This window comes from Caulobacter vibrioides, from assembly GCF_002858865.1.
GTDB lineage: Bacteria > Pseudomonadota > Alphaproteobacteria > Caulobacterales > Caulobacteraceae > Caulobacter > Caulobacter vibrioides.
This window is the reverse complement of record NZ_PJRR01000019.1, coordinates 366299-389042: the sequence shown is the minus strand read 5'-3', so window position 1 is coordinate 389042 and position 22744 is coordinate 366299. Positions and strand designations below refer to the sequence as shown.

General features: G+C 66.9%; 18 protein-coding genes and 1 pseudogene. 10 read left to right on the top strand and 9 right to left on the bottom strand.

The window, feature by feature from the left end:
- Nucleotides 1-227: 227 nt before the first annotated feature.
- The 3 genes from lpxC to recN all read left to right on the top strand — a co-directional run bounded on the left by lpxC (nt 228) and on the right by recN (nt 3943).
- Nucleotides 228-1124: a UDP-3-O-acyl-N-acetylglucosamine deacetylase gene (gene lpxC, locus CVUC_RS16105; protein ID WP_012640382.1), complete on the top strand. Its 897-nt coding sequence runs from the start codon at nt 228-230 to the stop codon at nt 1122-1124.
- A gap of 100 nt (nt 1125-1224) precedes the next feature.
- Entirely contained in the window at nt 1225-2154 is a 930-nt protein-coding gene (locus tag CVUC_RS16100) for an outer membrane protein assembly factor BamD (protein WP_012640381.1), read from the top strand.
- 82 nt (nt 2155-2236) lie between these two features.
- Nucleotides 2237-3943, top strand: a complete 1707-nt coding sequence (gene recN / locus CVUC_RS16095) for a DNA repair protein RecN (protein ID WP_096033428.1) — start codon at nt 2237-2239, stop codon at nt 3941-3943.
- Nucleotides 3944-4053: 110 nt separating this feature from the next.
- Here the strand turns inward: recN and CVUC_RS16090 are convergent, their stop codons facing one another.
- The gene (locus tag CVUC_RS16090) at nt 4054-5283 is read right to left on the bottom strand and encodes a hypothetical protein (RefSeq protein WP_096033427.1); all 1230 of its coding nucleotides are present in this window, start codon (nt 5281-5283) and stop codon (nt 4054-4056) included.
- A gap of 163 nt (nt 5284-5446) precedes the next feature.
- Here CVUC_RS16090 and crcB point away from each other — a divergent pair, with 163 nt between their 5' ends.
- Together crcB and CVUC_RS16080 are read left to right on the top strand one after the other, a co-directional pair.
- Nucleotides 5447-5830 carry a fluoride efflux transporter CrcB gene (crcB, locus tag CVUC_RS16085; protein ID WP_096033426.1) on the top strand — a complete coding sequence of 128 codons (384 nt, stop codon included), beginning with the start codon at nt 5447-5449 and terminating at the stop codon, nt 5828-5830.
- Complete coding sequence (locus tag CVUC_RS16080; protein ID WP_010919846.1) at nt 5827-6822, top strand: RluA family pseudouridine synthase; 996 nt, start codon at nt 5827-5829, stop codon at nt 6820-6822. Before crcB ends, CVUC_RS16080 begins: the two co-directional genes overlap by 4 nt.
- 68 nt (nt 6823-6890) lie before the next feature.
- On the opposite strand, the gene CVUC_RS16075 is transcribed toward CVUC_RS16080, so the two are convergent.
- Nucleotides 6891-8114 carry a DUF1501 domain-containing protein gene (locus CVUC_RS16075; protein WP_096033425.1) on the bottom strand — a complete coding sequence of 408 codons (1224 nt, stop codon included), beginning with the start codon at nt 8112-8114 and terminating at the stop codon, nt 6891-6893.
- Entirely contained in the window at nt 8111-9559 is a 1449-nt protein-coding gene (locus CVUC_RS16070) for a DUF1800 domain-containing protein (RefSeq protein WP_096033424.1), read from the bottom strand. Before CVUC_RS16070 ends, CVUC_RS16075 begins: the two co-directional genes overlap by 4 nt.
- A 54-nt stretch (nt 9560-9613) precedes the next feature.
- Between CVUC_RS16070 and CVUC_RS16065 the strand changes: the two genes are divergently transcribed.
- From CVUC_RS16065 to CVUC_RS20520, 4 genes are all read left to right on the top strand, one after another.
- Nucleotides 9614-10339, top strand: coding sequence for an ATP12 family chaperone protein (locus CVUC_RS16065; protein WP_096033423.1), 726 nt, complete (start codon nt 9614-9616; stop codon nt 10337-10339).
- On the top strand, nt 10336-10662 hold the full coding sequence (locus CVUC_RS16060) for a YnfA family protein (RefSeq protein ID WP_096033422.1): 327 nt from the start codon (nt 10336-10338) through the stop codon (nt 10660-10662). The genes CVUC_RS16065 and CVUC_RS16060 overlap by 4 nt, the downstream gene beginning before the upstream one ends.
- Before the next feature lie 127 nt (nt 10663-10789).
- Nucleotides 10790-12322 (top strand): acyl-CoA carboxylase subunit beta, encoded by a 1533-nt coding sequence (locus tag CVUC_RS16055; RefSeq protein WP_010919841.1) that lies wholly within the window; start codon nt 10790-10792, stop codon nt 12320-12322.
- A gap of 243 nt (nt 12323-12565) precedes the next feature.
- On the top strand, nt 12566-12862 hold the full coding sequence (locus CVUC_RS20520) for a hypothetical protein (RefSeq protein ID WP_233279815.1): 297 nt from the start codon (nt 12566-12568) through the stop codon (nt 12860-12862).
- 137 nt (nt 12863-12999) lie between these two features.
- Here CVUC_RS20520 and CVUC_RS20870 read toward each other — a convergent pair.
- The 4 genes and pseudogenes from CVUC_RS20870 to CVUC_RS16025 all read right to left on the bottom strand — a co-directional run.
- A pseudogene (locus tag CVUC_RS20870) lies at nt 13000-13108 on the bottom strand (hypothetical protein); the annotation flags it as partial.
- A gap of 8 nt (nt 13109-13116) precedes the next feature.
- Complete coding sequence (gene parE / locus CVUC_RS16040; RefSeq protein WP_096033421.1) at nt 13117-15204, bottom strand: DNA topoisomerase IV subunit B; 2088 nt, start codon at nt 15202-15204, stop codon at nt 13117-13119.
- Nucleotides 15205-15402: 198 nt separating this feature from the next.
- Nucleotides 15403-16755 carry an amidohydrolase family protein gene (locus tag CVUC_RS16030; protein ID WP_096033420.1) on the bottom strand — a complete coding sequence of 451 codons (1353 nt, stop codon included), beginning with the start codon at nt 16753-16755 and terminating at the stop codon, nt 15403-15405.
- Complete coding sequence (locus CVUC_RS16025; RefSeq protein WP_096033419.1) at nt 16755-18224, bottom strand: amidohydrolase; 1470 nt, start codon at nt 18222-18224, stop codon at nt 16755-16757. The genes CVUC_RS16030 and CVUC_RS16025 overlap by 1 nt, the downstream gene beginning before the upstream one ends.
- 169 nt (nt 18225-18393) lie before the next feature.
- Between CVUC_RS16025 and CVUC_RS19935 the strand changes: the two genes are divergently transcribed.
- Nucleotides 18394-18789, top strand: coding sequence for a putative quinol monooxygenase (locus tag CVUC_RS19935; protein ID WP_164468274.1), 396 nt, complete (start codon nt 18394-18396; stop codon nt 18787-18789).
- A 63-nt stretch (nt 18790-18852) separates the two neighbouring features.
- On the opposite strand, the gene CVUC_RS16015 is transcribed toward CVUC_RS19935, so the two are convergent.
- A complete protein-coding gene (locus CVUC_RS16015; protein WP_164468135.1) occupies nt 18853-21033 on the bottom strand; it encodes a TonB-dependent receptor in 2181 nt (726 codons plus the stop codon).
- A 294-nt stretch (nt 21034-21327) separates the two neighbouring features.
- Nucleotides 21328-22737: a type I glutamate--ammonia ligase gene (gene glnA / locus CVUC_RS16010; protein ID WP_010919835.1), complete on the bottom strand. Its 1410-nt coding sequence runs from the start codon at nt 22735-22737 to the stop codon at nt 21328-21330.
- Nucleotides 22738-22744: the final 7 nt, after the last annotated feature.

The window sequence follows — 22744 nt, the reverse complement described above, 5'->3', positions numbered from 1 at the left end:
CTCCAGCGGCTAGGGCCGCAAGCAAGGCCTCGCCAGAGCGTCGGTCATCGATCCACGTTCCGTTTCCAGGGGCGTGCGCCTGTTGTAAAAATGAAATAAATACAGCCTCTTATGTGGTAACAATCCGAAACAGACTTTGCTTTGCCGCGACGCAGCGACGCACCTAAATGCTATCTGGGGGCGAAAGGTCGGCCGTAGAGTCGTCCGCTAGCCAATAAGGGTCTCGAGTGTCGGCTTCGGGTTATTTTCAGCACACGGTCGCAGGACCGGTGATCTTTGCGGGGATCGGCCTGCACACGGGCGCGCATGTTCGCGTTGCCGTGCGCCCGGCGGTCGCCGACATGGGGATCGTCTTTGTGCGGACCGATGTGCATGACCGCGACAACCGCGTGCCGGTGACTGCGGACGCTGTCTGCCAGACCCAGCTCGGCACGGTGATCAACAACGCCGATGACGTGCGCGTCTCTACGATCGAGCACCTGATGGCCGCGCTGGCCGCGCTGTCGATCGACAACTGCATCGTCGAGGTCGACGGCCCCGAAGTGCCGATCATGGACGGCTCGTCCGAGCCCTTCGTTCAGATCCTGGATCGCGCCGGTCGTCGTCGCCAGGAAGCCGTTCGCCAGTACATCGAGATTCTGGCGCCGATCACGGTGGAGGAGGGCGACAAGCGCGCCGGCCTGCTGCCGGCCGATCGCTTCGAGGTCGCCTTCGAGATCGCGTTCGCCAGCAAGGCGATTGGTCGCCAGGCCGTCGACCTGGCGATCGACGAGGAATCATTCCGCGCCGAGCTGTCCGACTGCCGCACCTTCGGTTTCGTCCGCGACGTCGAGGCGCTGCGCGCCATCGGTCTGGCGCGCGGCGGTTCGATGGAGAACGCCGTGGTCATCGACGGCGACCGCGTGCTGAACCCGGAAGGCCTGCGCCGTCCGGACGAGTTCGTTCGCCACAAGGCGCTGGACGCCGTGGGCGACCTCTACGTGCTGGGCAAGCCCATCATCGGCCGTTTCGAAGGCGTTTTGGCGGGGCATGGCCTCAATAACGCCGTGGTTCGAGCGTTGCTGGCCCAGCCGCGCGCCTGGCGCCTGCGCGCTTTCGCGCCGGCCCTTGCAGAAGCGGTTTAGGCGCGTCTCCAGAAAGTCGGGGCCTGGCCTTCGCATTTGCGCCTTCGACGGCGTGGTGTAGAAGCCTTGCACGGCGCAGGGGCGCACGTTTGCTTCGAGGGTGAGAGAGTCCGTGCTTCGTATTTTCCAGGGACGTCCGGCCGTCACGATCGCCGCTGTCCTCGTCGCCGCCTCGGTTGCGGGTTGCGCCGGCAAGGCCAAGAAGCCGACCCTCGTCTACGAAGAGCGTCCCGTTGAACTGCTGTATTCCACCGGCGCGGACCGTCTGGACCGCGGCAACTGGAATGAGGCCGTCGACTATTTCCGCGAAGTCGAGCGTCAGCACCCCTATTCGGAATGGTCGCGCCGCTCGATCCTGATGACCGGCTACGCCCACTACATGGGCAACCAGTACGCCGAGGCGATCGGCGACGCAGACCGTTTCATCTCGCTCTATCCCGGCAATCCGTCGGCCCAGTACGCCTTCTATCTGAAGGCCATCTGCTATTTCGAGCAGATCGTCGATGTGAACCGCGACCAGGCCGCGACCGAGCAAGCCCTGGCGGCTCTGCGCGACGTCGTCCAGCGCTATCCGAACACCGAGTACGCTACCGACGCGCGGCTGAAGATCGACATGGTCAACGACCAGTTGGCCGGCAAGGAAATGGCCATCGGTCGCTGGTACCTGAAGAACGGTCAGACCCTGGCCGCGATCGGTCGGTTCAAGGCCGTGATCGAGCGCCATCAGACGACCTCGCACACGCCCGAAGCCCTGTTCCGCCTCGTCGAAGCCTATCTGACGATCGGTCTCAATGAGGAAGCCAAGCGTAACGGCGCGGTGCTCGGTTACAACTTCCCGGGCGATCGCTGGTACGTCGACGCCTACCGCCTCCTGAACGACAACGGACTGCGTCCGGCGGTCGAGCCGCTCAAGGCCGGCGCCAAGCGCAACGCTCTGGAACGCATCCTGTCGAAGGACAAGGAAGCGACCCTGGCTCCGCCTGGCGAACGTAAGGCCAAGAAGGGTCTGCTCGGGCCGCTGGGCATGTAGATCGCGGCGGGATCTTCGATGATCCCGTTTCGTTCCGCCTTTACGCTTTGAAAAATCCTGATTCCCGGCGATCTTGCGACCCATGCTGATCGGCCTTTCCATCCGTGACGTCGTGCTCATCGAGAGCCTGGACCTTGCCATCGGCGAGGGACTCACGGCGCTGACCGGTGAAACCGGGGCGGGCAAGTCGATCATCCTCGACGCTCTGGGTCTGGCGACGGGCGCGCGCGCCGATGCCGGACTGGTTCGCCGGGGGGCGACGGGTCAGGCCTCGGCTACGGCGATCTTTGCGCTTCCAGCCGACCATCCCGCCTTCGCCTATCTCGACGATAAAGGTCTGTCCTATGCGCGGGACGAGGACCTCGTTCTGCGCCGACAGCTCTCGCCCGACGGTCGTTCGCGCGCTTTCGTCAACGACCAAGCCACCAGCGTTAGCGTGTTGAAGGATCTCGGGGTTCTTCTGTTGGAGGTCCACGGCCAGCACGAGACCGTGGGCCTGCTGGATCCCAAGACCCATCGCGGGTTGCTCGACACCTTCGGTGGGGTCAGCCTGGGGGCCGTGGCCTCGGCCTGGAGCGCCTGGCGCGCCGCCCGCGACCGGGCTGAGGCGCTTCGCGACCTGGCCGGCCGCGCGGCGGCCGAGACCGAGGAGTTGACGCTCCGTCTCTCCGAACTGGACCGCCTGGACCCGCGCGAGGGCGAGGAAGCGAGCCTGGCCGAGGAGCGGGCGCTGCTCAGCTCCGCCGAGAAGGCGATGGCCGATATCGCCGCTGCTCAGGATGCGCTGGCCGGCGACAACCTCTCTGGCCGCCTGGCTCAGGCCTATCGCGCTCTGGAGCGGGCCCGTGACCGCGCGCTGCAGGCCGGCGCTCCGGCCGAAGGCTCGGCCATGACCCGGCTGTCGGCGGCCTGCGAAGCGGTGGACCGGGCGCTCGTCGAGGCCCAGGAGGCCTCGGCCGCGATCGACGCCGTCGCCGAAACCTTCGAGTTCGAGCCTGATCGCCTGGAGAAGGCCGAGGAACGCCTGTTCGCGCTGCGGGGCATGGCGCGGAAGCTGAACGTCCTCGTCGATGATCTGCCGGCCAAACGCGCGGAATTCGCCGCGCGGCTTCAGGCGATCGAGACCTCCGAAGACTCGCTGCGCGCCGCCGAGAAGGACGCGGCCGAGGCGCGGGAAGCCTATCTCTACGCGGCCGAGGCCCTGTCCGCCGAGCGCCGTGCGGCCGGTGATGCTTTGGCCAAGGCCGTCGAGGCGGAACTGACGCCCTTGAAGCTTGAAAAGGCCAGATTCCGCGTCGCTGTCGAACCGTTGGGCGAGGATCGGGCCGGTCCGTCGGGACTGGATCGTGTTGCGTTCGAGATCTCGACCAATCCGGGCGCGCCGTTCGGGGCCATGGAAGCCATCGCTTCGGGCGGGGAACTGGCACGCTTCGCCCTGGCGCTGAAGGCCGCCCTGGCCGGCCGCGGTGGCGGTCCCCAGCCGTTGATGATCTTCGACGAGGTGGATCAGGGCGTGGGGGGCGCGGTCGCAGACGCAGTCGGTTTGCGCCTCAAGCGGCTCGCCGCCAACGCCCAGGTGCTGGTGGTGACCCATTCGGCGCAGGTGGCCGCGCGGGGCGACGCGCACTGGCGGATCTCCAAATCGGGCGACGATACCTCGACCCGCACCAGGGTCGAGCCGCTCAGCCCCGCTCAGCGGGAAGAGGAAATCGCCCGCATGCTATCGGGGGCCGAGGTCACTGAGGCGGCGCGGGCGGCGGCAAGGGCGCTTCTGACCCTTCACGCCTAGAGCCTGTCTGGTTTAGGGGGAACCATCTAGATCAGATAAAAAATCTATAAAATCAAACACCTAGGGCCAGTTCAAACGCTCTGGATGATTCCATCCAAAGCTATTGGGCCCTAGGCTGCGGCCTGCTTGCTCAGCGGGTAGGTGGCTCTGAGCGAGGCGTGGGTCAGGCCCGCCGTGTCCGCAGCCGCGAAGTAGCCCTCCGCAGGCAGGCCCTGAAGGATGGTCATCGCCGCCAGACCCCGCGCGTCACGACCGAAGGCCATGATGTCCATCGCGATCTTGCCCGCTTCGCCAGACAGGTCCGAGGCATCCAGCGCCAGCGCCGCCACGCGCGCATCGCGCAATACGCGCAGCGCCTCCTTGTCGGGCGGCACGCGCGCGATGACGCCGCGTGTCAGCGCCCGCAGCAAGCCGACGACCTCCAGCAGGCGGCCGGCGGGCGTGCCGCGCGTGATATCGACCAGCTCAATCATCACGCCGCCGCGCAGCAGGCTGAGCGATAGTCCCGCCGTTCCTGTCAGCAGGTCTCGACCGCGCTGGGTGCCCAGGGTGCGGAAGGACGCCGGCAGGATCAGTTCCGGCGTATTGGGTCCCTGAGCGCATCGCGCGAACACGCTCGCATACTTCAGGGTCGACTCGTCGATGAAGGCGACGTCGCGGTCCGAGAGCTTGGTCAGGGTGCGGGCCGAGGCCTGTCGCCCGCTGGCCAGGTGCGTGACCATCGGCTCGATGCGCACGGCAGTCGTAATGTTGCGCCTGAGATTGACCACGTGCTCGAGCGTGAAGTCGACGCGCAGGGCCGCGCCGCCCGCCGTGGTGAAGGCGACCGGCGTGCGGCGGGACTCATCGCCCGGATCCACCGCGATGCGGACGGGGGAGCGGGCGGAGTCGCGTCGCGCCCTGGCCGCCAGGACAATCCTCGGATCGACACGCTTGCACACCGCCGCGCCGTCTTCGACGCCGATGACCGAGCGGATTCCCAGATCCGTCACCGAGGCCGCGCCCAGCAGGTGGGTCAGCACGTCCTCGAGGATCTTCACGCTGGTCGCTTGGGCGGCCAGGCCCTGATCATGGCTCATCGCGATCAGGAACTCGCTCTCGGAGATGCGAGCGCGAAGGTCCTGTCGGTCCAGGTGGTCGTTCAGCTTGCGCTCGACATAGGTCCAGACATCGGCCCGCTTGTGGCTCCACCAATCGCCGGCCCAGGCGCGGATGGCCTTGATGCTGATGACGTTCACCGAGCCGCGCGCGACCAGGTCGGTGCCCGCCAGCCGATGGATCACCGGCGTCGGGAGAGCCACGCGTTCGTTCGCGTCCGATGGAGGAGTGTCGAAGGGCATGGGCCTGGTGCTTAAAATGAGCCCCTAAAGTGCCTTTGACGCGCTTAACCTCTCGTTTGGAAATAGGGTTTCCGAAGGGGTTTACCGTGAAAGAAACCCGGGAAAACCAAGGGAATGACGGTGGGCGCTTGGCGTTCTCGCCCCCTCGGCGCATAAGGCGGTCATGAACAAGCTGCTCCTGGTGGCGGCCGGCGGGGCCGTCGGGTCCGTCGCGCGCTATCTGGTGGGCGTCGGCGCGATGCGGGTCATGGGACCCGGCTGGCCGTATGGAACCTTCACGGTCAATGTCGTCGGCGGCTTTCTGATGGGCTGTCTGGCGTCCTGGCTGGCCCATCGGGGAAATACCTCCAGCGAGACCTGGCGCGTCATGCTGGGTGTCGGCGTCCTGGGTGGCTTCACCACTTTTTCGTCGTTCTCGCTGGAGACTGCGCTGATGATCCAGAAGCGCGCCTACGGCCAGGCGTTCACCTATTCCGCCGCGAGCGTCCTTTTGGCGGTCGCGGCCCTGTTCGCGGGCCTTCTGGTGGCCCGGAAAGTCTTCGCATGAGCACCAAGGAAGTCCGCACCCTGTACGTTGACGCCGGCGAGGACGGGGTCCGCCTCGATCGCTGGTTCAAGCGTCGCTGGCCGCATCTGAACCACATCCAGCTGAACAAGCTGTTCCGCTCGGGCCAGGTCCGGGTCGATGGTTCGCGCGCCAAGGCCGACACCAAGTTGGCGGCCGGCAGCCAGATCCGCGTGCCGCCGCTGCCGGACGCGCCCGATCCGTCCGACAAGAACAAGCTATCGGCGCGCGACGTCGCCTACGCCAAGTCGCTGGTGCTGTACGAGGACGAAGAGGTCCTGGCGCTGAACAAGCCCGCCGGCCTGGCCGTGCAGGGCGGCACCAAGACCACCAAGCATATCGACAAGCTGCTCAGCGCCTGGGGCGAGGGCGTGGATCGTCCGCGCCTGGTCCACCGCCTGGACCGCGACACCTCGGGCGTGCTGCTGCTGGGCAAGACCCCGTCGGCCGCCGCGCGCCTGTCGGGCGCCTTCGCCAAGCGCAAGGCGCAGAAGACCTACTGGGCCATCGTGGCCGGCAATCCGCACCCGACCGAGGGCGTGATGGAGCTGCATCTGGCCAAGCGCGGGGTGGGTGATCGCGAACTGGTCGTGCCGGCCCAGCCCAAGGACCCGGACGCCCAGCCGGCCGAGACCGAGTTCGTCACCATCAGCCGCGCCGGTCCGCGGGTGACCTGGATGGCGCTGCGTCCGCACACCGGCCGCACCCACCAGCTGCGCGCCCACATGAAGGCCATGGGTCACCCGATCCTGGGCGATCCCAAGTATGGCGACGAGAAGTCCGCGCCGCTGTCGGAAGGGCTGAAGCTGCAGCTGCACGCCCGCTCGATCCTGCTGCCGCACCCGTCGGCCGGCATGCTGCACATCGAAGCGCCGCTGAGCCCGGAGATGAAGGAAGGCTTCCGCAAGTTCGGCTTCTCGGAAGACGAGGCCGAGGCCGAGCCGTTCGCCCGGCGTCAGACCAAGCGGCGCTGATCCGCGCCGCTTGGTCCCCCACCGGCCGCGCCTCCAGAGGGGCGCGGGTCTCCGCCTTTGGCGGATCTCTAGACCAGTCCTGTGACAGCTCTGATGTCGGCGCTGTCGGGGAACACGGTCTTGTCGAGAAGAGCGCGGTCGACGCCCATGTGATCGGCCAGCACGCCCTTGAAGAGCGCGCGCATGTCCAGGGTCGGCGCGACGTCGCGGTTCTCGAACAGGGCCTTGTCGGCAAGCCCCGGCCAGTCGCCGACGATGCCGCCGGGCTTGAGCGCGCCGCCCAGGATCAGGCCGGTCGACGCCGTGCCGTGGTCGGTGCCGCCCGTGCCGTTCACGCGCGCGGTGCGACCAAACTCCGTGACGACCAGCACCACCGTGTTTTTCCATTCCGCGCCCAGGCCGGTATGGAGGCCATCCAGCACGGCGTCCATGTTGACAAGGCGCGTCGCGATCTGGCCGGGCTGGTTGGCATGGGTGTCGAAGCCGTCCAGCGAGACCGCAGCGATCTGCGGGCCGCCGGCCTGGGTCATGAAGCCGCCCAAGGTCGAGCCCAGCTTGCGGGCGGTCTCAACGCCGCCTCGGTTCTGTCCTCCGGCGGCCATGGCGGGCGCCATCGCAGCCCTCGCCTGGCCGGCCATGGCCGCCTCAGCCATCGCTTCGGTCTCCAGTCCGCGCGCGAACGCCGGGCCCAGCAGCGGATCAGACCTGTAGAGATCCTGTAGCAGCATGGGCAGGCGAGCAGTTTCGTCGACGCCCTTGCCGGGCGACCAACTGGCGGCCTGCACCTTGCCCCGCAGGATCAGGGGCGCGGTCGTTCCCACCGACAGACCCTCGATCGGGCGGACCGGCGCCAGGGCTTCCAGCGTCCGGTTCAGCCAGCCTGTTTCTGCGCCATAGACCTTGGCCGAACCCGTCTCCAGCACGTCCTGGGCCTCGAAGTGCGAGCGGGCGCGGTCGGGACTGGCGATGGCCGGCGCGATCCGGGCCTGCCCCTTCTGGGTCAGCGCGTGCACGGCCTTGAGGTCGGGATGCAGGCCGAAGGTGTCATCCAGCATCCGCATCTGGTCCCGTTGCAGGGCGATCGAGCCCCGCAGGGCGGCGTAGTTCGCATCGCCGACCGGCGGCGATACCGACAGGCCGTCCATGCCGCCGCGGCAGATGACAATGACCAGCTTCTTGCGGCTCAGCTCCCCTTCCGAGGCGGCGAAGGCCTGGGTCCCGAAGAAGTTGACGGTCAGCCCCAGGCTGGCGCCCAGGCCCAGCAGCGAGCGGCGGTTCAGGGGGGCGGTCATCGGCGCTGAAACTCCGGGCTCATGATCAGCAAGGCGAAGGCTTCGCGGCGGGTTTCGGCTCGGGCGACGGCCTTGGCGGCGAGCGGCGTCAGCCGTTCCCCCAGGGCCGAGGTGGCAAGGGCGTTGGGGTCGGTTTGATCCGCGACCGCAGCGGCGAAGCCCTGCGCCCACTGCATGCGCTTGATCAGCGCGTCTGGCGCCGCCCAGGTCTGGGCGTCTTCGGGCCAGCCCTTGGGGGAGGGCGGCGCGAACGGCCTTTGGCCAAGGCTGGTCAGGATCGGCGCGATGCGCTCGAACGCAGAAGGCTCGGCGCCGATCAGTCGCCAGGTCGAAAGAGCGTACTCGTAGGGCGTCTTGATCTTGGCGGGCGTCGGGTCCCAGGCTTCAGGGCTCTCGACTAGGGTTCTGGCCACCGCCGCCAGGTCCCCGCCCGTCGCCATCCAGCGCTGCTCAAGCCTCTGGACCAGTGACGGGGGCGGGACATCGGCGACGAAGTGACGGGCGATCTTGCCGCAGACGTGGCGGGCGGTGCGCGGATCGGCGGCGAGGTCGCGCAGGACGGCAAGCCCCTGTCCCACGCCCGCCTCAGCGTAGCGGCGTCCCAGGATCGTCCGTGGGCCGGGCTCGTGAGCCTGCTCGCGGAAGACGAACTGTCCGGCGCGGTCGTCCTGCTCGCGCCCGATGGAGAAGCCCGTCAGGGCGCGGGCGAACTCGGTGACGTCGCCTTGCGTGTAACCTGCGTCGATCCCGACCGTGTGAAGTTCCAGAATCTCGCGAGCCAAGTTCTCGTTCAGTCCGGCCGTGGCGCTATTCCGGCGACGGGCGACGAACTGGGCGGCGCGGCTTTGAGGGCCGATCGACAGCGCCTGGTCCAGATAGGTGAGCATGGCCGGATGCGTCGAGGACGCCACCAGCAGGTTCTCGAAGGTGCTGAACACATAGGGGCGGATCGCTTCGCGTTCGAACGGGCCGACCAGCACCGAGGTGATCTGCTTGGTCGCCGAGACCGTGAAGTGGTTGGTCCAGAACAGCGTCCAGCGCTCGCGGAAGCTGGCCGACGTGCCGGCGCCGATCCGTGCGCGCGCCAGGAAGTCCGCATTCACCTTCTGACGCAGGTCGCGTTGGGTGCTCTGGAAGGCTTGGGCGGCGAACGTGCTGTCATCGCCCCGGCCGTCCTTCTTCTGGCGTACGGCGCGGCGCTCCTGCTGATACCGGCGCATCTGCTCGAAGCGGGCGCCAGCGCTTTCGCCGTCATCCTGCGGAATGTCGGCGCCCTCGCGGCGGATCTGGGCGATCAGGAAGCCCTGCGGATCGGCCTTGGCGGCGTCGATCTCGCCGGGGCGAGCCCCCAGGCCAAAGCGCGTGGCGGCGATGGCGGCCATCAGGTCTTTGGAGGGCAGGCTCAAGCGACGGTCTCCCTTGCGCGACATCGCGATCTTGCCCATTCAACGCGGGTCCGCCACCGATCCGTCGCGGACGACCGCGAAAAGAGCTGCCCTGTGTCCGACAAGTCCGAACTGCTGCTGAAGCCCAAGCGCTTCTACAAGTCCGCCGCCGCCGCGCCGGTCGAACAGGGCTTTGCGATCCAGCTTGACGGCCGCACGCCGAAGTCGCCGGCGAGGAAGCCGCTCGTCGCCCCCACCCAGGCGCTGGGCGCGATGATCGCAGCCGAGTGGGAGGCGCAGGTCGAGTACATCGACAACAGCCTGATGCCCGCGACGCGCCTGGCCTTTACCGCCATTGACCGGATCGCCGAGACGCGCGCCGAGGTCGCCCGCGAGATCACCGCCTACGCCGCCTCCGACCACCTCTGCTACCGCGCCGAGAGCCCCCGCGTGCTGGTCGAGCGGCAGGAGCGTGAATGGGGCGCGGTTCTTGACTGGGCCAGGGCCGAGCACGGCCTCGTCTTCACGCCCGTGGCGGGGATCATCCATACGCCGCAGCCGCCGGAGACGCTTGCGTCGGTCGAGGCCCTGGCCCTGACGCTGGACGATTTCGCACTGGCGGGCGTGGCCTTCGCCGCCGGCCTGTTCGGCTCGACGGTGCTGGGCCTGGCGGTTCGTGCGGGGCAACTGGCCGGTCAGCAGGCGCTGGACCTGTCGCGCCTCGACGAGATCTATCAGGCCGAGCAGTGGGGCGAGGACGCCGAGGCCAAGGCGCGGGCCGAGGCGCTGGCCGTCGAGGCGGCGATGATCGATCGCTGGTTCGCCGCGTTGCGGCATTGACCAGTTTCGCGATCTACGTCCTCGCGGCGCTGGCCGAGATCGCGGGTTGCTTCGGTTTCTGGGCCTGGCTCAGGCTGGGCAAGTCGCCGGCATGGGCGGTGCTGGGCGTGCTGTCGCTCGTGATCTTCGCCCTGCTGCTGACGCGGATCGAGGCCGGCGCGGCGGGGCGTGCGTTCGCAGCCTATGGCGGCGTCTATATCATCGCGTCCCTGGCCTGGATGCGGGTGGTGGAAGGCGCTCGCCCCGATCGCTGGGACCTCATCGGCGGCGTGATCTGCCTGGCCGGAGCGGCGCTGATCCTGTTCGGCCCACGGACAAACTGAGTCGAGAACCCAAAAGCTATGCTGCGCTGCCGCAAGGTCCGCCTTGCGCCCCGGCGCTCGCCTCGCTACGGCTTGGCCATAAGGTGGAAGAACCGCCAGAAAACGAACCGGGCAGGAGAGTACGCGCGTGCAGCACATTCTCGAGGAACTGGAGCGTCGTCGCCAGCAGGCCAAGGCCGGGGGTGGCGAGACGCGCGTCGCCAGCCAACACGCCAAGGGCAAGCTGACCGCCCGTGAGCGCATCGAGCTGCTGCTGGACGAGGGCTCCTTCGAAGAGTTCGACATGTTCGTCGAGCACCGCTGCGCCGACTTCGGCATGCAGGACCAGAAGATCCCCGGCGACGGCGTCGTCACCGGCTGGGGCACGATCAACGGCAAGGTCGTCTACGTCTTCTCCAAGGACTTCACCGTGTTCGGCGGCAGCCTGTCGAACGCCCACGCCCAGAAGATCGTCAAGGTGCAGCGCCAGGCCATGAAGGTCGGCGCGCCGGTGATCGGTCTGTTCGACGCCGGCGGCGCCCGCATCCAGGAAGGCGTCGACAGCCTGGCCGGCTATGCCGACATCTTCGTCGAGAACGTCATGGCCTCGGGCGTCATCCCGCAGATCAGCGTGATCATGGGCCCGTGCGCCGGCGGCGACGTCTATTCGCCGGCCATGACCGACTTCATCTTCATGGTGAAGGATACGAGCTACATGTTCGTGACCGGCCCCGACGTCGTAAAGACTGTGACCAACGAGGTCGTCACCGCCGAAGAGCTGGGCGGGGCCCGCGTCCATGCGGCCAAGTCCGGCGTCGCCGAGGGCGCGTTCGAGAACGACCTGGAGGCCATGACCCAGGTCCGCCGCCTGATCGACTTCCTGCCGTCATCCAACCGCGAGCCCGCGCCCGAGCGCGAAAGCTTCGATGAGCCGCTGCGCGACGAGATGAGCCTGGACACCCTGGTCCCGGCCGATCCGACCAAGCCCTACGACATGAAGGAACTGATCCTGAAGGTCGTCGATGAGGCGGATTTCTTCGAGATCTCGAGCGAGTGGGCCAAGAACATCATCTGCGGTTTCGCCCGGATGGACGGCGAGACGGTCGGCATTGTCGCCAACCAGCCGCAGGTTCTGGCCGGCGTTCTGGACATCGACAGCTCGCGCAAGGCCGCACGCTTCGTGCGCTTCTGCGACGCCTTCAACATCCCGATCGTCACCTTCGTCGACGTGCCGGGCTTCATGCCGGGCACCAAGCAGGAGTACGGCGGCCTGATCAAACACGGCGCCAAGCTTCTGTTCGCCTATACCGAGGCCACTGTGCCGAAGATCACCGTCATCACCCGCAAGGCCTATGGCGGCGCCTATGACGTGATGAGCTCCAAGCACCTGCGCGGCGACCTCAACTACGCTTGGCCCACGGCCGAGATCGCGGTCATGGGCGCCAAGGGGGCCGTGGAGATCATCTTCCGTCAGGAGGCCAAGGACCCTGAGGCCCTGGCGGCGCGCGAAGCCGAGTACAAGGACCGCTTCGCCAACCCGTTCGTCGCCGCCCAGCGCGGCTATATCGACGACGTGATCATGCCGCACGGCACCCGCCGCCGGATCGTGCGCGGCTTGAAGAGCCTGAAGGGCAAGGAACTCTCCAACCCCTGGAAGAAGCACGACAACATCCCGCTATAGGGGGCTATCCCCAGCCGGGGACGGGTGTCGCGATCCCTCTCTCTTAGGGAGAGGGCGGGGCCCGCGCCGTCGGCGTGGGAGGGTGAGTGGTTACGGCATGTTCCGTGAAAATCCCACCTTTTCAGTCGCTTGCCAGGCTCTGCCTTGTCCGGAGAGGGCGTAACCACTCACCCTCCCAAGCGTCGCTTGGGCCCCTTCCTCTCTCTAAGAGAGAGGGGATCGGATGGGCGTTCGCAGGCTTTCATCCCCGGCCCCGAAACCTGTCGTAGTCTCTACCCACCTCGTCGCGAGGAAAGGGCGCATGGCCAGCGACCATTTGCGGCGGCGGGGGGCGGTCGAGCGGGGCTAGGTTCGAGGGGGATACTCGAACGGTCCGGGGCTGAGCTTGCTGGGCTCACCCGCCCGCCGTCGGCGTGGTTGAAGGCAAAGGGATGTGTCTTAGCCTGTATTGGCTCGTCCTCTTCGACCGCTGGGACTTCGGGAAACCGAAGCGCCCAGGTCCCGGTAAGGCCTGAACAGGGCCACCTGACGGGACGCTGATGGGTAACGGCTGCGCGGAGCGTCGGGCTTCGTCGAAACGGTAACAACACAACAGAACTCCGGACGGTGTCCGGCGCTCCGCGTCCCTTTCCATGACTTCAGCGGGTGACCGCGTGAAGCCAGCGAAACGCGCCCAAAATCCTCCCCCCAGCGGGGGAGGTGTCGGCTCGAAGAGACGACGGAGGGGGAAGGGGCAAGGTCAGCAGCACTTCCCCCTCCGGCCTTCGGCCACCTCCCCCGCTGGGGGGAGGACTTTAGAGATCCAGATCCGCCGACGCGAACTCGGCGTTCTCCTGGATGAACCGGAACCGCAGTTCGGGTTTGCGGCCCATCAGGGTCTCGACCAGGTCTTCGACGCTTTCCTCGTGGCGGGGCAGGGTGACGCGGGCCAGGGTGCGCTTCTTGGGGTCCATGGTGGTCTCCTTCAGCTGGGAGGCCATCATCTCGCCCAGGCCCTTGAAGCGGCCGATCTCGGGCTTCTTGCCCTTGAACACCGTGGCCAGCAGCTCTTCCTTGTGGGCGTCGTCGCGGGCGTACTCGCTCTTGCCGCCGTGGGCCAGGCGGTACAGCGGCGGCAGGGCCAGGAACAGGTGACCGCCGCGGATCAGCTCGGGCATGGTCCGGTAGAAGAAGGTGATCAGCAGCGAGGCGATGTGGGCGCCGTCGACGTCGGCGTCGGTCATGATGATGATCCGCTCGTAGCGCAGATCCTCTTCGCGGTACTTGGCGCCGGCCTGGGCGCCCAAGGCCAGCATCAGGTCCGACAGTTCCTTGTTGGCGGTGAACTTCTCGCCGCTGGCCGAGGCCACGTTGAGGATCTTGCCACGCAGGGGAAGGATGGCCTGGTACTTGCGGTCGCGGGCCTGCTTGGCCGAGCCGCCGGCGCTGTCGCCTTCGACGATGAACAGCTCGGCGCCGTCGACCGCGCTCCCGGCGCAGTCGGCCAGCTTGCCGGGCAGGCGCAGCTTGCGGGTCGCCGAGGCGCGGGAGACTTCCTTGTCCTTGCGGCGCTTGAGGCGTTCTTCGGCCCGCTCGATGACGAATTCCAAGAGGGCCTGGGCGTTCTTGGGGCTGGACGACAGCCACAGGTCGAACGGGTCGCGCAGCGAGGCCTCGACGAAGCGCTGGGCCTCGGAGGTCGAGAGCTTTTCCTTCGTCTGGCCCTGGAATTCGGGGTTCTTGATGAACACCGAGATCAGGGCGCCGGCCTGGGCGACGACGTCGTCGGCGGTGATGATCGTCCCGCGCTTCTCGCCCTTGAGCTCGGCATAGGCCTTGAGGCCGCGGGTCAGGGCGGCGCGGAAGCCGCTCTCGTGGGTGCCGCCTTCGGGCGTCGGGACGGTGTTGCAGTACGACTGCATGAAGCCGTCGTGCTCGCCAAAGCCTTGGGGCGTCCAGGTCACGGCCCACTCGACCGCGCCGGCCTCGCCCTGGCGTTCGATGCGGCCGGCGAAGCTTTCGGGCGTGATCGTGGTCAGGCCCTTGGTCCGCTCGGCCAGGAAGTCGGCCAGGCCGTTGGGGAAGTGGAAGATCGCCTCGGGCGGAGTCTGATCATGGATGCGGGAGGGATCACAGGACCATTTGATCTGAACGCCGCGGAACAGATAGGCCTTGGAGCGGGCCATGCGGTAAAGGCGCGCGGGCTTGAAATTGGTCCCCTCGCCGAAGATCTCGTCGTCGGGCTTGAAGCGCACCATGGTGCCCTTCTTCTTCGACGGCGCGACCTGCTGGATCGGCCCCAGCGGCTTGCCGCGCGAGAACACCTGGAGGTGCTCGAAGCCATCGCGCCAGACGGTGACCTCGACGCGCTCGGACAGGGCGTTGACGACGGAGGCCCCGACGCCGTGCAGGCCGCCCGAGGTCTCGTAGGCCTTGCCCGTGAACTTACCGCCGGCGTGCAGGACGGTCATGATGACCTCCAGCGCCGACTTGCCGGGATACTTGGGGTGCGGGTCGACGGGCATGCCGCGACCGTCGTCCTTGACCGACAGGAAACCGTCGGCGTCCAGCTTGACCTCGATGGTCTTGGCGAAGCCGGCCACGGCCTCGTCCATCGAGTTGTCCAGCACTTCGGCGAACAGGTGGTGCAGGGCCCGCTCGTCGGTGCCGCCGATGTACATGCCCGGCCGCTTGCGGACCGGCTCCAGGCCTTCCAGCACCTCGATGTCGGCGGCCGAGTACTCGCCGGGCGAGGAGGCGGCCTTCGAGGGCGGCGGCGGCGGGATGGGGCGCGGCGTCGGCTCGACGCGCGGCTCCACGCTGGCCTTGAACGGCGCGGCGGGGACGGGCGCCAGGGCGTCGTCGTCACCAAACAGGGAGGGGATCTTATCGGAGGAGGACATCAGGGGAAGTCTAGGCGATTCGAACGCGGGGGCCTCGTATGGCGGGCCAGCCTTCCCCTGAAAAGAGAAAATGAAATCCTCTCCCCGTGGGAGAGGTGTCGCCGTCAGGCGACGGAGAGGGAAGGAGCAGGCTTGGCCGAACTTCCCCCTCCGTCCGCTTTGCGGACACCTCCCCCGCTAGGGGGAGGATTTCCGAGCCTAGCGATAGGCCGGCGGATAGCCGTTCTGATCGCTGGCCGCGTAGCGGGCCTTCAGCTGCTCGTGGCGGCCGTCCTTGGGTTGCTCAACGCCGCCGATCAGCACGGTGGTCGGCCAGCTGGTGGTCTCCAGTGGATCGCCGTTCCAGACGACGACGTCGGCCAGCTTGCCGACCTCGAGCGACCCGACCTTGTCGGCCTGGCCCCAGATCCTGGCCGGGACCAGGGTCACGGCGGCGAGCGCCGCCGGGTAGGGCAGGCCATGGGCGACCGCCAGACCCGCGTTCAGACGTTCCTGGCGCAGATTGTTGAAGTCGCGCGAGCCGTTGATCGCCACCGAGACGCCGGCCGCGTGCAGGCGGGCGGCGTTGTCGAGGCGCGAGCCCAGGGTCTCGAAGCTGCCGGGCAGATCGTCCTGCGGATCCAGGATCACGGGCACGCCGGCCTTGGCGATCTCATCGGCGACCATCCAGCCTTCCTCGACGCCTTCGAGGACGATCTTGATGCGCTCTTCAGCCGCCAACTTCAGCGCTTGGCGGATGTCGGCGGCGCGGGAGACGCGGATCAAGAGCGGGGTCTTGCCCTGCACCACCGGGATCAGCGCCTGCAGGTCCAGACGCGACAGACCGAAGTCGCGGGTGGCGCCCTGCTCGAACGCCGCGCGACGGCTGGCGAACGCCCGGGCGTCCTCCAGGGCCGAGCGGAGCAGAACGAGGTTGGCGCCGCGCGAGCCGCCGGCCGCCCGGGCGCCGCTCTCGCCGAGCGACACGGTGACGGCGAGCTTGCGGGCCTCGACGATATCCGGGCTGCCGGCCTTGAGGCGGATGAACGCCGCCTGGCCGCCGAACAGCGGCGGATCGCCATCGCCATGGGCGCCGGCGGTCATTTCCTCGACCACGCCGTCATCGGCATGCTCATGGGCGCCGCCGCCGGTTCCGGACAGAACCGGCGTCACGGCCGAGCCGGTGATCCCGCCGTCGCGGGCCAGGCCCAGGAAGGTCGAGGCCGGATTGACGCCGTAGCTGATGTCGAAGGCTGCGCTCAGCGCGCTGCCGGTGCCGTCGTCGCGGGTTTCGCGCACGCCGCTGATCTCGGACGCGCCGAGGTTGGACGAGGGCGCGATCAGGCCGGGGGTGACGACCCCGCCCTTGGCGTCGATGACCCGGGCGCCGGCTGGAACCTGGATGCTGGCGCCGAGGGCGGCGATCTTGCCGTCCTTGATCACCAGGGTCCCGTTCGGGATCGCCGGGCTGGAGACAGGCTCGAGGCGGGCGTTGACGATGGCGACCGTTTCGGCCGCCGCGGGGAAGGCCAGGGCGCAGGCGGCGCTGGCGAGAAGCAGGGACCGGATCATCAGTTGAACGCTCCTTGGCCGGGCTGGCCGAGCTCGAAATCGGACTTGGGCTGGAAGCGCGGGTTCTTGCGATCGTAGGTCAGCGCGCCATCGATATAGACCTGCTCGGCCTGGGCGTAGACGCTGAACGGATCGCGGCTCCAGACCACCAGGTCGGCGGCCTTGCCCGGTTCGATCGAGCCGGTCTTGTCGCCGATGCCCATGGCCTTGGCCGGGTTGGCGGTGATCCACTTGATCGCCTCGGCGCGCGGGATGTTGATCCCGAGCTTGGCGCCGGCGGTCATCGCGATCGCGGCCTCCTGGTTCAGGCGCTGGGTCATGATCGGGTCGTCGGAGTGGATCACGACGCAGGCGCCGTTCTTGGCCAGGATGGCGGCGTTGGCGTCGATGCCGTCCAGGCTTTCCATCTTGAAGCCGGTCCACGAGGCCCAGGTGGCCGAGCAGATCTCTTCCTTGGCCAGCACGGGCGCGAGCTTGTAGCTCTCGATCGCGTGGTGGAACATCGTGATCTTGTAGCCAAACTCACGGGCGATATCGATCATCACCGCCATCTCATCGGCGCGATAGCAGTGGTTCTGCACCAGGATCTCGCCCTTCAGGACGCCGGCCAGGGTTTCCATCTGCAGGTCACGCTTGGGCGCATCGGCCTTCTCGCCCTTGGCGATCTTGGCGCGGTAGTCGTCCCACTTGCGGGCGTAGTCGGCCGCGTCGATCCAGGCTTTACGGAAGCCGAACACGTTGGCCATGGCCGTCGAGGGGCTGCGGCCACGACCGCCATAGACGCGCTTGGGGTTCTCGCCGCAGGCCATCTTCAGACCGTAAGGCGCGCCGGGGAACTTCATGCCCTGCATGGTCAGCGACGGCACGTTCTTGAGCGTCACCGAGCGGCCGCCGAACAGGTTGGCCGAGCCGGGGAGGACGAGCAGGGTCGTCACACCGCCGGCGCGGGCGCGGTTGAAGCCCGGGTCCTGCGGCCACACCGAGTGCTCGGCCCAGACCTGCGCCGTGTTCGGGTCGGTGGCTTCGTTGCCGTCCGACCGGGCCGAGACGCCGGGCGAGGGGTAAACGCCAAGGTGGCTGTGGGCGTCGACGATGCCCGGCGTGATCCACTTGCCCTTGGCGTCGATCACCACGATGTCGGCCGGGATCGGGGTGTCGGGTCCGCCGACCGCGGTGATCTTGCCTTCCGAGACAAAGACCACGCCGTTGTCGATCTGCTGGCCCGTCGCCGTCAGCACGGTGGCGCCAACAAAGGCGGTCGCGCGGGCCGGAAGCGGCTTGTAGGTCGATGGGAAGCCTGTGGACGCCTGACCATCCAAACCCTTGGGCAACGGCTTGATGTCGGCCTTCTCCGCCGGCTTGGCGGGCGTAGAAGACTTGGCGGGACCGCCGGTCCCGGTCGTGGCGCAGGCCGAGAGACCCAGCGCAAGCAGGCTCGTGGCCATCGCCACGGAACGCCATCTGATCATGAAAAACCCCGACTCTCGAAGAGGGCGGAAGGACAGACGAAAAGAACCGCGTTATCAAGTCAAACGGCGCGAACTTGTCCGTCCGCCCGCAAAAACTTTGCGCGGCGCCTCGAACCTCGATCGCGCACTGAGGCCGATGGCGCGCGGGTGCGCCGCTAAGGGGGCGGGATTGAGCGATACTGATTTTGGGCGACGGGAAGTCCTGGCCGGCGGCGTGGCGGCCGTCGCGCTCCCGACGGTTTCGAAGGCTCAGGCGGGAAAAATGCCTATGTACGGCTTGATCGGTCAGATGCTCGCTGCGCCGGGCAAGCGTGACGAACTGCTCGCCATCCTTGCTGAGGGGACGGCGGATATGCCGGGTTGCCTGAGCTATGTGCTCGCGACGGATCCGGCCAACCCCGAGGCGATCTGGATCACGGAGGTCTGGACCGACAAGGCCGCGCACGCCGGCTCGTTGAAGCTGCCGGCGGTGCAGGCCGCGATTGCGAAGGCAAGGCCCATCATCGCGGGCTTTCCGCAACGCTTTGAAACAACGCCCATCGGCGGCCAAGGCCTGAAGGCCTAGAGCCAGACAGAAAAGGCCGCGGATCGCTCCGCGGCCTTTCCCAGTCTACCCAGGTCTTGCGGCTTAGAAGCGCGCGTCGATCGAGACGCCGATGACACGCGGTTCGTTGACGAACGCGGTCAGGTTGTTGAAGTCGATCGCGCCCTTGATGTTGTGCTCGTTGGTGATGTTGCGAGCGAAGGCCGCGACTTCCCAGCCGCCTTCCTTGTTGGCGTAGCCCAGCTTCAGGCCACCTTCGAAATCACCCTTCGAGTAGAATTCCTTCGACTCGTAGAGGAACAGGTTGGTGTAGCCCTGCACCTTCCAATCGGTGAAGGCGAACAGTTCGCCGCTGGCCACCGGATAGGCGTACCGGGCGGTGAAGTCGAAGGTGTACTTCGGCGCGTTCGGGAAGGGGTTGCCATCGACCAGCGCAGCGCCCGAGGCCGTCTTGGGATCCGTCACGGTGCAGGCCGCGCAGGTGGCCACGGCCAGGGTGCGGTCCTTGATCTCGGTGTGAGCGTAGCTGTAGCCGGCGGTGACGACGAAGTTCGGCGTGACCACGAACTCGCTGTCCAGCTCCAGGCCATAGGCCTCGCCCTTCTTGGCGTTGATCAGGCGGTTGGAGTTGCTGCCGCCGCCGACCGCGCTGAACTGCGGATCGTCGATCGAGTAGGCGAACACCGCGCCGTTCAGGCGCACGCGGCGGTCGAACAGCTCGCTCTTCAGGCCCAGCTCATACGACATGATGGTTTCGGACTTCGCCGCCGAGGCCGGCGAGAAGAACGCGATGTCGCGACCCTGGATCGACGGACCGCGGAAGCCCGAGGCGACCTTGGCGTAGACGCTGACATCTTCGCTGACGGTATAGAACGCCGACAGGTCCCAGCTCAGGTGCGAGTCCGACACCGAAACCGGCGCGGCCATGTTCGGACCCGAGAGGACCTTCATGTCCTTGTCGTCGTCGGTATAGCGCAGGCCGCCGGTCAGGGAGAGTTGATCGCTGACCTTGTACGACGCCTGACCGAACACGGCCCAGGCGGTGTTCTTCTGTTGCAGCGTGGTGGCGGGGGCGAAGAAGGGGTTGGTCTGGATGGCGTACTTCGTATCGAAGTAGAAGCCGCCGACTTGCCAGCTCAGCGCACCGTCAGTGTTGCTGGCCAGGCGAACTTCCTGGGTCCACTGATCCAGATCCTTGATGCCGTCCTGGGTGTCCGACTGGAACGGGATGAAGCCCGGGCCCGTGGGATTGCCGCCGTCGATGTCGCCGCGGCTGAAGCCGTGGGTGTTTTCGTAGGCGGTGATCGAGGTCAGCTTGGCGAAGCCGAAGTCGTAGCCGATGTTCGCCGAGGCCCCGTAGCCCTTATAGCTCTGCGGGTTGTTGGCGCCGGCGTCGAAATAGACGGTGTCGCGGTCGTAGTTCGCGTTGAGCTTGTTGGAGCCCTTGGTCAGGACGTTGGCGCGGAAGACGGCGGCGGTGCCGTCCAGGTCGCGGCCGTGGACGTTGAACAGGGCGTCCAGCTTCTCGGTCGGGGTGAACAGCAGCTGCAGGCGGGCGGCGCGCTCGTTGAAGCCGCCCATGACGTTCTTCTTCTTGGTGAAGCCGTTGTCGATCCAGTCGTCGCGATGCTGGAACAGAACCGACGCCCGCGCCGCCAGCTTGCCCTCGACCAGAGCGCCGCCGACGCCGCCGTCGAAGGTGAAGGTGTTGAAGCTGCCGTAGGTCGCCGAAGCGCGGCCCTTCATTTCTTCCGACGGCTTGATGGTGTCGAACTTGACGATGCCGGCCGTGGTGTTGCGACCGAACAGGGTGCCCTGCGGGCCGCGCAGCACTTCAACGCGGTCGAGGTCATAGAGCGGCGAGCTCTTCAGGACGACGTTCTCCAGAACGACTTCGTCCTGGATGATCGAAACGGGCTGCGAGGCGGCCAGATCGAAGTCGGCGTTGCCCAGGCCGCGGATGTAGAAGCGCGGGGCGACGCGGCCGTTCGAGGATTCCGCGTACAGGCCCGGCGCCTTGGCCGACAGGGCCAGGATGTCGTCACCGGCCGCGAAGGTCGACTGCAGGCGCTCGCCGCTGATGGCGGCCACCGAGACCGGAACGTCCTGCAGGTTTTCGCTGCGCTTCTGGGCGGTGATGATCACTTCGCCCACCTTGGTGTCCTGGGCGAAGGCGGCCGGCGCGGCGGCCATGGCCGTGACCAGCGCGGCGGCGCCGCACGAAAGCGTCAGGGCGCGGCGAAGAGAGCTATTGAGGCTGTGCATGAGATATCCTGTCGAGACGCCGCGTCGCTGAGTTGTGGTCCAGGCGTTGGCGGCGATTCCGTTTGGGCTGCGATAGGCCAAGTCTCCGCCCAAGGGATATCGCGCATCACGTCTTTTCAGGAACTTGGGGGCGATTGCGTCGTCAATGTTGCGAACTTGCGACAATTTTGTTCAGTCGGCGCCACTTAAGTAATAAGTCATTCTACTTCTGGAGCGCCGTCCTGGCGCGGCGCAATGAAAAGGGGCCGGAGATCGCTCTCCGGCCCCTTGGCGTTTGTCCTAAGCCTTAAGCGCTTAGCACTTGTAGTACATTTCGAACTCGACCGGGTGCGGGTGCAGTTGCAGGCGCATCACCTCTTCCATCTTCAGCTCGATGTAGCTGTCGATGAAATCGTCATCCATGACGCCGCCGGCCTTCAGGAAGGCGCGGTCCTTGTCGAGGTTTTCCAAGGCTTCGCGCAGCGAGCCGCAGACTTCCGGGATCTTCTTCTGCTCGCGGGGCGGCAGATCGTACAGGTTCTTGTCGGCCGGAGCGCCCGGATCGATCTTGTTGATGATGCCGTCCAGGCCGGCCATCAGCAGAGCGACGAACGTCAGATAGGGGTTGCCCATCGGGTCGGGGAAGCGGGCTTCCAGACGCTTAGCCTTCGGCGAGTCGACGTGCGGGATGCGGATCGAGGCCGAGCGGTTGCGCGAGCTGTAGGCCAGCTTCACCGGGGCTTCGTAGCCGGGCACCAGGCGCTTGTACGAGTTCGTCGTCGAGTTCGAGAACGCGTTGATGGCCTTGGCGTGCTTGATGATGCCGCCGATGTACCACAGGCATTCCTGCGACAGGCCAGCATACTTGTCGCCGGCGAACAGCGGCTTGCCGTCCTGCCAGATCGACTGGTGCACGTGCATGCCCGAACCGTTGTCGGCGAACATCGGCTTGGCCATGAAGGTGGCGGTCTTGCCGTAGGCGGCCGCGACGTTGTGGATGACGTACTTATAGAGCTGCATCCGGTCGGCCATGGTGACCATGGTGTCGAACTTCAGGCCAAGCTCGTGCTGGGCGGGCGCCACTTCGTGGTGGTGCTTTTCCGGCTTCATGCCCAGCTCGCCCATGACGGCCAGCATTTCGCCGCGCAGGTCCTGGCAGCTGTCGACCGGGTTCACCGGGAAGTAGCCGCCCTTCGGACCCGGGCGGTGACCCATGTTGCCTTCGGCGTACTGCTTGTTGGAGTTGACCGGCAGTTCGGTCGAGTCGAACGAGTAGCTGGTGTCGTGCGGGGCGGTCGACCAGCGCACGTCGTCGAAGATGAAGAACTCGGCTTCAGGGCCGAAGTAGACGGTGTCGCCCACGCCGGCCGACTTCAGGTAGTTCAGTGCGGCCTTGGCGATCGAGCGCGGGTCGCGGTTGTAAGGCGTGCCGGTGTCGGGGTTCACGACGTCGCAGAACAGCGCCAGCGTGGTCTGCTGGTAGAACGGGTCGATGATCGCGCTCGACAGGTCGGGGCGCAGCTTCATGTCGGACTCGTTGATGGCCTTCCAGCCGGCGATCGACGAACCGTCGAACATCGTGCCGTCGTTCAGGAAGTCGTCGTCGACGAGGTCGATGTCGAAGGTCACGTGCTGCATCTTGCCGCGCACGTCCGTGAAACGGACGTCGACGTACTTCACGTCCTTTTCCTTGATCAGGTTCAGGATGTCCTTGGCGGTGCTCATTCCGTAT

What these genes read in the sequence shown, in the direction of transcription:
- glnA (WP_010919835.1), bottom strand. Translation starts at nt 22,737, where the DNA reads ATGAGCACCGCCAAGGACATCCTGAACCTGATCAAGGAAAAGGACGTG.
- CVUC_RS16025 (WP_096033419.1), bottom strand. Translation starts at nt 18,224, where the DNA reads ATGATCAGATGGCGTTCCGTGGCGATGGCCACGAGCCTGCTTGCGCTG.
- recN (WP_096033428.1), top strand. Translation starts at nt 2,237, where the DNA reads ATGCTGATCGGCCTTTCCATCCGTGACGTCGTGCTCATCGAGAGCCTG.
- CVUC_RS16080 (WP_010919846.1), top strand. Translation starts at nt 5,827, where the DNA reads ATGAGCACCAAGGAAGTCCGCACCCTGTACGTTGACGCCGGCGAGGAC.
- CVUC_RS16075 (WP_096033425.1), bottom strand. Translation starts at nt 8,114, where the DNA reads ATGACCGCCCCCCTGAACCGCCGCTCGCTGCTGGGCCTGGGCGCCAGC.
- crcB (WP_096033426.1), top strand. Translation starts at nt 5,447, where the DNA reads ATGAACAAGCTGCTCCTGGTGGCGGCCGGCGGGGCCGTCGGGTCCGTC.
- CVUC_RS16015 (WP_164468135.1), bottom strand. Translation starts at nt 21,033, where the DNA reads ATGCACAGCCTCAATAGCTCTCTTCGCCGCGCCCTGACGCTTTCGTGC.
- parE (WP_096033421.1), bottom strand. Translation starts at nt 15,204, where the DNA reads ATGTCCTCCTCCGATAAGATCCCCTCCCTGTTTGGTGACGACGACGCC.
- CVUC_RS16070 (WP_096033424.1), bottom strand. Translation starts at nt 9,559, where the DNA reads ATGGGCAAGATCGCGATGTCGCGCAAGGGAGACCGTCGCTTGAGCCTG.
- CVUC_RS16090 (WP_096033427.1), bottom strand. Translation starts at nt 5,283, where the DNA reads ATGCCCTTCGACACTCCTCCATCGGACGCGAACGAACGCGTGGCTCTC.
- CVUC_RS16030 (WP_096033420.1), bottom strand. Translation starts at nt 16,755, where the DNA reads ATGATCCGGTCCCTGCTTCTCGCCAGCGCCGCCTGCGCCCTGGCCTTC.